The sequence below is a fragment of the Caballeronia sp. BR00000012568055 genome (assembly GCF_029439455.1).
In the GTDB taxonomy this organism is placed as follows: Bacteria; Pseudomonadota; Gammaproteobacteria; order Burkholderiales; family Burkholderiaceae; genus Caballeronia.
Map to the genome: position 1 here is coordinate 3,178 of NZ_JAQFVG010000073.1, position 8,495 is coordinate 11,672.

Sequence of the window (8,495 nt, forward strand, 5' to 3'; positions counted from 1 at the left end):
AAGGCCTTGGCCAAGAGAGAGCGGCCGCGTCGTTCTCTCACTCATTCTCTTCTAATTTTCGATCCTTACACTCTGTCCCGCATCAGATAGAACTAAAAAGCGGGAGGGAATCTTAATGATTGAGAAGATTGAATTTCGCCGAGAGGACCAAGCCATGCGACGCGAAGGCGTGACCTACACGCTGCATCACATCGGTATTCCGACCGACATCGCGCGTCCCGGCGAACGCTATGCGGCGAGCGTCGATATGTACACGTCTGACGATTTAACCGGACCGCTGCCGATTCAATGGCATCGATTCGGCCCGGACTGCAAACTGGCGGAGCCGATGCTCAGCCAGCCGCATATCGCCTACAAGGTCGATAACCTTCTGGCGGCGATCGAGGGACATCGCGTCATTCTCGGGCCGTACGAACCGCTCGACGATTTTCGCGTCGCCGTGATCGATAACGGCGGTATGCCGATCGAATTGATCCAAACCACGCTCACCGATGCGGAAATCTGGCAGCGCGCCGGGAATGCCGCAAAAGCACAGCTATATCGATAAGCGCGTGCGATATTGCATTTCGCAATATCGCTATTAAAGCCATTGCATTGCCAGTATGAGTGCGTGACCGTATCTTCGTCTCCATATCAAGGAGACGCCAATGAAGATCGCATTTCTGGGAGCCGGTGCACTGGGTTGCGCAATCGGCTCCGCGCTTACCGAAGGAGGTCACGAGACCTGGCTGGTCGATCGTTTCGCGGAACACGTCGATGCCATGTCCCGCCACGGCCTGCAAGTCGATGACGAAACCGGCACGCGCCGCGTCAAGGTCCGCGCGACCATGAACCCGTCCGATGTCGGCCCGGTCGATCTCGTGATCGTGCTGGTCAAATCCTTCCATACCGATTCCGCCATGCGCGGCGCGCTCGACCTCGTCGGTCCCGAAACGCTCGTGCTATCGCTGCAAAACGGGCTGGGCCACGAAGATGTGCTAAGCGAGATCGTCGGACGCGAGCGCGTGCTCGCGGGAAAGACGTATGTCGGCGGCGTGTTGCGTGCGCCCGGTCATATCCAGTCCGGCGTGACGGGCAAGCTGACGATCATCGGTGAACTCGATGGCCGCATTACAAGCCGCGCGCGCGCTATCGTCGATGCATTCAACAGCGCGGGTTTGACCACGACGGTCAGCGACAATATTCTCGGCACGATGTGGGACAAGCTGCTGATCAACGTCGCGACCGGCGCGATCACAGGCATCACGCGACTCACGTACGGGCAGCTTTACGATGAACCCGTACTCAAGGCGACGTCGCTTGCTGCTATCGAAGAAGCCATGTCCGCAGCTAAAGCAGCAGGCGTCGTGCTTTCCATTACGAACGCGGAAGACGCCTGGAATATGGCCGCCGAAGGCTTGCCGCCTGCATTCAAGACCTCGATGCTGCAAAGCCTTGAAAAAGATTCGGTAACCGAAATAGATTTCATCAATGGCGCGGTCGTGCGATGGGGCGCGCGGCTCGGCGTGCCGACGCCGGTGAACGCGACGCTGGTCGCGTGCATCAAGGGAATCGAACGCGCGATGACGGATCGGCAGAAAGAAGGGGCCGCAGCATGAGCGCACCGAAAGCGTATCTCGAACATGTCGCGATCTGGGTCAAGGACATTCACTGGCATATCCGCTTCTTCGAACACGTGCTGGGTATGACCATGCGCGAAGTGGACGGCACACGTGAAGCGCCGCGTCAATATTGGACGCTCGGCGGTCTGCAATTTATCAACGAGCCGCGCTATGAAGGGCCCGAAGGGCGGCTCGCGCATCTCGGCGTGATGTGCGAGGACCTCGAAGCCGCGCTGACGGCGGCGCAAGCATTCGGCGTCACCGAGATGCCACAGGGACGCAACTGGTTGCGTCTGCCTGACGGGCTTGCCGTCGAACTCATTCAGGCCAGACCCGCCGCGTGTGTGGCGCAGGCGCTGGCGATCAATCCACGCGCGGAGGCGTAAGCATGAGCACCATCACCGAAAAATACTGGGACGACGCGCGCGAAGGCGACGAATGCATCAGCCCGACATACACGGTCACCAAAGCACGCATTCTTGCGTATGCCGATCTCACCGGCGACCACACGCCCGTGCATGTCGATGAGGAATACGCCAACGCAAGCCACTTCGGTTCGATCGTGGCGCACGGTCTGTTCGGCTTGTCGATTGCGGATGGCCTGAAAACGCAGAGCGATTATCGGTTTCTGCCGGGCATGTCGCTCGGCTGGACATGGGACTTTCTGCTGCCGATCAAGGTGAACGACGTACTGCATGTGAAATTTCGCGTTGGCTCGATGCGCGCGAGCAAGAGCAAACCCGATTGGGGCATCGTTATTCTGCCATCCGAACTAATCAATCAAAATGGCGATGTGGTTCAGCGTGGCGAACATAGACTGATGATTCCGCGCCGTCCGGGAGCGAACTGATGCAAGCTCGTCCTCTCGAAGGTATTCGCGTTGTCGATTACAGCCACTTTCTTGCAGGTCCTTATGTGGGCCGATGTCTTGCGGCGCTCGGCGCGGAAGTCATCAAGGTCGAGCGTCCCGGCAGCGGCGATGCAGGCCGCCAGCACGCCACCATTCTCGACGATCAACAAAGTGCCTATTTTCTGCAGTTAAATATGGGCAAACGCGGCGTGAGCGTCAATATGAAGGACGCGCGCGGCAAGGCATTTATGGAGCGTCTGTGCGATTCCGCCGATGTGTTCATCGAGAACTATCGGCCGGGCGCGCTGGACAAGCTCGGCCTCGGCTACGCGGCGTTGTCCGCGCGCAATCCGGGTCTCGTCTATTGCTCGATTTCTGCATACGGACACACCGGACCCGACGCGCATCGCGCGGGCTTCGGGCTGATCGCCGAAGCCAAGAGCGGCATCATGCAGATGATCGGCAATCCGGGCGAGCCGCCGCCGCTGATGCGCATTTCGCTCGGCGATATGTACACCGGCATTCACGCAGTCGCTGCCATCAACGCTGCGCTGCTTGGGCGCGCGAAAAGCGGTCGCGGTCAGCATATCGACATGGCGTTGTATGACACGCTGGTGTCGATGCACGAATACGCTGTGCAGTGCTACACAATGCAAGGCGTGGTGCCGGAGCAGACGGGCCATGACATGCCGACATCGACTTTATACGGCGTGTTTCGTGCCGCCGATGGCGATCTCGTGATTGCCGCGCAGGTCGATGATTCATGGAAGCGCTTCGCCGCGTTGGTGGAGCAGCACGGCGGCCCTGCCGGTTTCGGCACTGACGCACGCTTTCATAGTTTGAATGGGCGCAACACGAATCGCGAGGCGATCCTTGCGATCGTGAAGCCGTGGGTCGCCGCGCGCCCGGTCGCTGACGTGCTGGCCTTGCTCGATCAAGTCGATGTGCCTTGCGCAAAGGTTCAGCGTATCGATGAAGTCGTCGCCGATCCGCAGATCATTGCGCGCGGCATGGTGATCGAACAGGAGCATCCTCGCTTCGGCACGCTGCGGCTGCCGAACCTGCCGTTCCGTTTCTCCGACTGCGACACATCGATTCGCGAAGTCGGTCCTGATCTGGGCCAGCACAACGCAGAAGTTGCGCAATCGCTGGGCTTCAGCGCCGCCGAGATCGACGCGATGCAGACCGATGGCGTGCTGTTTTCAAAACGGAGCGCATGATGAGCGATCGATATGCGGTGATCGGCAATCCGATCGGCCATACGAAATCCCCCCTGATTCATGGGCTTTTCGCGCAGGAATGCGGGCAGGATATGGAGTACGTGGCCATCGAAGGGCCACTCGAACCTTCGGAGGCCTTTGCAAATACCGTACACGACTTCATTGCTCCGGACGGCCGCGGCATGAACGTCACTGCGCCGTTCAAACTGCATGCATTCGACATGGCCGATGAACGCAGCGAACGCGCGACGCTCGCAGGCGCGGTCAATGCAATGAAGTTCGAGAACGGGCGAATCATCGCCGAAAATTTCGATGGCGTGGGCTTGCTGCGCGATATCGAAGTGAATCTGCATCAGCCGATGGCAGGCAAGCGCGTGCTGATTCTTGGCGCGGGCGGTGCGGTGCGTGGCGCGTTGCTGCCGTTTATCGGCGCGCGGCCCGCACAACTCGTGGTGGCGAACCGGCATCTGGACAAGGCGCAAGCGCTGATCGAACAGGTCGATGCGGGCGATTCGCTGATCGCACGCGGATATCCCGATCTGGAATCGATGGGCGCATTCGATTTGGTGGTGAACGCGACATCGGCAAGTCTAAGCGGCGAATTGCCACCGGTTCCGCCGAGTGTTTTCAGTGCTGATGGCACAGCGTATGAGCTTGCCTACGGAAAAGGGCTGACACCCTTCCTGCAGCTAGCGAAAAACGCAGGTATCCGAAATATTGCCGATGGCGTCGGCATGCTGGTCGAGCAGGCTGCCGAAGCCTTCGCGTGGTGGCGCGGCGTGCGTCCGCAAACGCGCGCGGTGATCGATCGTCTGACTGTTCCGCTTGAATGAGTGACATCGTATGCACTATCGCTATTGCCGATACGAAGTGGAAGGGCCACTGCTGACGTTGACCATCGATCGGCCCGAAGTGCTCAACGCTTTGCATCCCGATGCTCACCGCGAACTCGCCGATGCCTTCGACCGTTACGCCGCCGACCCTGCGTTGCGTGTCGCGATTGTGACTGGCGCGGGTGAGCGGGCATTCTGCGTCGGCACGGATCTGAAGGCGCTCGATGCGACCGGTGACCACACGAAGCCATCGACGGGATTTGCGGGCATCACGCATCGCTTCGATTTGTGGAAACCTGTGATCGCGGCGGTGAATGGCCTGTGTCTCGGCGGCGGCATGGAGATACTCGCGGCGTGCGATCTTGCAGTGGCGTCGGATCATGCGCAGTTCGGCTTGCCGGAAGCGCGTGTCGGTCTTGCCGCGTTGGGAGGCGGTCTTTTGCAGCGTCTTCCCAGGCAAATAAACATGAAGGACGCAATGGCGCTCGTGCTGACCGGCAAGCGCATTGCCGCCGACGAAGCCCGGCGTATTGGTCTGATCAACGAGGTTGTTCCCGCGACGGAGTTGATGACGCGTGCGCGATCGCTGGCACAGGACATTCTCGAATGCGCGCCACTTGCAATCCAGGCCTCGAAACAGGTCATGCTAATGAGCCTTGCGCAAGCGAATCTCGCCTCGACGATGCGCGAAGACTATCCACTCGCGCAACGCATGCTCGCCAGCGACGACGCCCGCGAAGGACCGAAGGCATTCGCGGAGAAGCGCCCGCCCAAGTGGACGGGGCATTGAGCGTTTTTGATCGGGCCTGACGCGCATCCGCCCACGCGCGGCGCAAAAACGCCGCGCTTTCTCGCATCGATTCCACCGGCTCGCCCTTAATTCCGCACTCACTGCTTAGCATGCCTTGATATCCGGCAGTCTTCAGGTAACCGAAGAACGTCGGATAGTCGTACGCACCCGTTCCCGGATTGAGTCGCCCTGTATCGGCCAGATGGACGTGCGCGAGCCACGTGGCATGCTCGCTGACTTCTTGAAGCGGTTCCGCTTCCTCATCCATATGATAAAAATCCGCGAGCGCTCGTACTTCGCGGCGATTCAAGGTCTTCGCCAGACGCGCTGCGTCCGCCACACTATTGACGAGGTTCGCCTCTTTCCGGTTGAGCGGTTCGATGACGAGCGTGGTGCCGCTGTCGCGCAGCGCGTCTGCGCACCATTCCAGCACGCGCAGAAAATCGTCTTCGGTTTGGCCTTGTGACCAGCCATCGGGAATGTTACGCGTCCAGCCGCTGCCGAGCACGACGATGCGCGCCTGCGCCAGCGCCAGTAGCTGCACAGCACGATCAAAATACGCGCGATTGCGTGCCTCATCCTTGTCCGGACCCACGATCCGGAAGTCATGCGGAAACAGATAGCTGAATGCAAGCGCAGGCAAGGGCCGTTCTTTTATGAGCGATTGCGCGTGTGCAAACGAGGCATCGTTTTCTATACCGAGCGGCACGAGTTGAGCTTCGATGTAGTCGAGGCCGGCTTGCTGCATGAGCGGTGCCTGATGCAGTTGCCCGCACCAGCCGAACAGAGGAAGATTAAGCATCGGAATCCTTAGGAATAAAAGAATCAATATTTCAGCTTTGCAAGCGAACGCAAGATGTCTGCAGTTGTGCTTGGAAAGCCGAAGAATTCGAGGTAAGCCGGAATCTGTTCGAACAACATATCCGAGCCGACCTGAAAGCGGCAGCCGCGCGCTTGAACCGCCTTGAGAAACGCGGTCATTTCCGTTTTCATCACCACTTCACCGACAAAGGTATCCGGCGAGATACGTTCGACATCGACGGGAAGCGGATCGCCTTCATTCATGCCCATCGGCGTGGCGTTGACGACGAGATCGTAACCGGCCGGGTCGTTGCTGCCGGTGCTCAATTCGAGCTTCGGATAATGCGCGGCAATACGGTCGCGCAAGCCTTGTGCGGATTCGGCGCGCGCATCGTAAAGAGCAAGCAATGCAATTCCCGCCGCCGCCAGCGATGCCGCGATCGCCGAGCCCACGCCGCCTGTGCCAACCACCAGCACGCGCGCGCCTTCGAGCTTGCAGCCTTTGAGCCGCACGCCGCGCACGAAGCCTTCGCCATCGAACATATCGCCGACCAGGCGGCCGTCGGCATCGCGGCGCACGGCGTTGCATGATCCGGCGATCTTCACGGCGGGCGTGACTGCATCGACCAAACCGGCAGTGGTGACTTTGTGCGGCATGGTGATCAACGCGCCGCGAACATTGTCGAGCGTGAATACGGACTTGAGAAATGCCGGAAAAGGATCGGCCTGACAACTCATCGGAACCACGACTGTATCCACGCCAGCATGCTCGAAGTAGGGGTTGTAGATCATCGGCGACTTGAACGAATGCGTTGGAAAACCGATGTGAGCGATGATGGCGGTATGGCCGGTGATCATGCAGAACTCCTGAGGAAAGCAAAGAGTGCGGGCACGCTTGAGGTGCGTGCCCGCCGATATAAAATGAAATATCAGGCTTGCATCGATGCTTTGGCAAGCCTCGCTTCGTCCAACGATTCATCGCGCAGCGCTTCATACTGTTCTTTCGAAATCGGCACCGCGTCTTTCTTGCCGAGATCGTTCAGGCGGACACGATATGTTTCTCGCGCACTCAATGCCGCCAGCGCGGAAATGATCGTTGTGGCGAGTGTGATCGAGCCGATAATCATCGGCACATTATTCGATCCGGGCGGTGCCACGGCGGCGAACAAAGCAGGAAGCAGCGCCGTGATGGTGGTACCGATGTTCTGCGCAATCGCCATTGCGGACACGCGAAAGCGGGTCGGGAAAAGCTCCGGATAATAGCCGGGGAAAATGGCGTTATAGCCTTGATACACCACGCCCCACATCAGAATCGACATGACAAAGGCGACCGGCAGATTGTGGATGCTGATCGCATACAGATAAGCGAAAGAGAGTAGTCCAGATGAAAGTACACCGAAGATCATCGGCGTGCGCCGCCCGATGCGATCCGATAAATTGCCGACATACGGAATGACGATCACCGCGACGATATTGCCGACCACCGGAATCCACAGATACACGCTGGCGTGGAAGTTGATGCCGTACGAAGGCTGCACCGCATACGCTGCGCCGAAGACCGTGGTAACCACAGGAATGACGTTCATGAACGCCATGCAGACGACGCGGAGCATATCGGGCCAACTGAATTTGAATGCTTCGAGAATCGGCGCGCGCGCGACCTGGCCGCTTGCGTCTTCATTGGCGAACGCGGTGGTTTCGTCCACTTCGCGCCGAATGATGAAGCCCGCCAGCAACACGCCCGCGCTCAGCAGAAACGGCACGCGCCAGCCCCATGAAACAAAGGCGTCTTCCGGCATGTAATACGCGAGCGGCAGGAAGACGGCGGCGGCGAGAAGCTGTCCGGCCTGCACGCCTTGTAGCGTGAAGCTCGCATAGTATCCGCGTCGGCCGAAAGGGGCTTGCTCCATGATCATTGAACTCGCGCCGGATATTTCGCCCGCAACAGCGAAGCCTTGAATCAGGCGCAAAATCACGAGCAGCGCGGGCGCCAGCATGCCGACCGAATGGTAGGTGGGAAGCAGGCCGACAGCCATCGTCGAGAAGCCCATCAGGAACATACAAATCAGGAGTACGGTCTTTCTGCCGTGCGTGTCGCCCCAGTGACCGAGCAAGAACGCGCCGATCGGTCGTGCCACGTAGCCCACGCCGTATGTCGCCAGCGACGCGACAATCGCGATTTTCGGATCGCCCTTGGGAAAGAAGATCTGAGGAAAGATCAGCGCTGCGGCCTGAGCGTAGATAAAGAAGTCGTAGTATTCGAGCGCGGAGCCGATCCATCCGCTCGCACGGGCTTTTCGTGCTTGTTTGCGGGCTTTTTCATCCATACTCCCGTCGCTCTTGCCGGCCTGAGGCGGCAATCCTTTTTCCATGAACGTCTCCTGATTTTGAATTGACCGG

9 protein-coding genes and 1 pseudogene are annotated in these 8,495 nt (G+C 59.2%); 7 read left to right on the forward strand and 3 right to left on the reverse strand.

The features are described from left to right. Positions 1-154 precede the first annotated feature (154 nt). The 7 genes from P7F28_RS04760 (at position 155) to P7F28_RS04790 (ending at position 5,294) form a co-directional block, all read left to right on the forward strand. Entirely contained in the window at positions 155-547 is a 393-nt protein-coding gene (locus tag P7F28_RS04760; protein WP_277183290.1) for a VOC family protein, read from the forward strand. Between the two features lie 100 nt (positions 548-647). Further along, positions 648-1,598: a ketopantoate reductase family protein gene (locus P7F28_RS04765; protein WP_277183291.1), complete on the forward strand. Its 951-nt coding sequence runs from the start codon at positions 648-650 to the stop codon at positions 1,596-1,598. After that, positions 1,595-1,987, forward strand: coding sequence for a VOC family protein (locus P7F28_RS04770; RefSeq protein ID WP_277183292.1), 393 nt, complete (start codon positions 1,595-1,597; stop codon positions 1,985-1,987). The genes P7F28_RS04765 and P7F28_RS04770 overlap by 4 nt, the downstream gene beginning before the upstream one ends. 2 nt (positions 1,988-1,989) lie before the next feature. Further along, positions 1,990-2,451 (forward strand): MaoC family dehydratase, encoded by a 462-nt coding sequence (locus tag P7F28_RS04775; protein WP_277183293.1) that lies wholly within the window; start codon positions 1,990-1,992, stop codon positions 2,449-2,451. Continuing rightward, positions 2,451-3,671, forward strand: coding sequence for a CaiB/BaiF CoA-transferase family protein (locus tag P7F28_RS04780; RefSeq protein ID WP_277183294.1), 1,221 nt, complete (start codon positions 2,451-2,453; stop codon positions 3,669-3,671). The genes P7F28_RS04775 and P7F28_RS04780 overlap by 1 nt, the downstream gene beginning before the upstream one ends. Further along, entirely contained in the window at positions 3,671-4,504 is an 834-nt protein-coding gene (gene aroE / locus P7F28_RS04785; RefSeq protein WP_277183297.1) for a shikimate dehydrogenase, read from the forward strand. Before P7F28_RS04780 ends, aroE begins: the two co-directional genes overlap by 1 nt. A gap of 10 nt (positions 4,505-4,514) precedes the next feature. Further along, entirely contained in the window at positions 4,515-5,294 is a 780-nt protein-coding gene (locus P7F28_RS04790) for an enoyl-CoA hydratase-related protein (protein ID WP_277183295.1), read from the forward strand. 49 nt (positions 5,295-5,343) lie between these two features. Here P7F28_RS04790 and P7F28_RS04795 read toward each other — a convergent pair. From P7F28_RS04795 to P7F28_RS04805, 3 genes and pseudogenes are all read right to left on the reverse strand, one after another. Beyond that, positions 5,344-6,096, reverse strand: a pseudogene (locus tag P7F28_RS04795) (sugar phosphate isomerase/epimerase family protein); the annotation flags it as partial. Positions 6,097-6,119: 23 nt separating this feature from the next. Continuing rightward, on the reverse strand, positions 6,120-6,953 hold the full coding sequence (locus P7F28_RS04800) for a shikimate dehydrogenase (RefSeq protein WP_277183296.1): 834 nt from the start codon (positions 6,951-6,953) through the stop codon (positions 6,120-6,122). Between the two features lie 71 nt (positions 6,954-7,024). Beyond that, positions 7,025-8,422, reverse strand: a complete 1,398-nt coding sequence (locus P7F28_RS04805; protein WP_277183298.1) for an MFS transporter — start codon at positions 8,420-8,422, stop codon at positions 7,025-7,027. Positions 8,423-8,495: the final 73 nt, after the last annotated feature.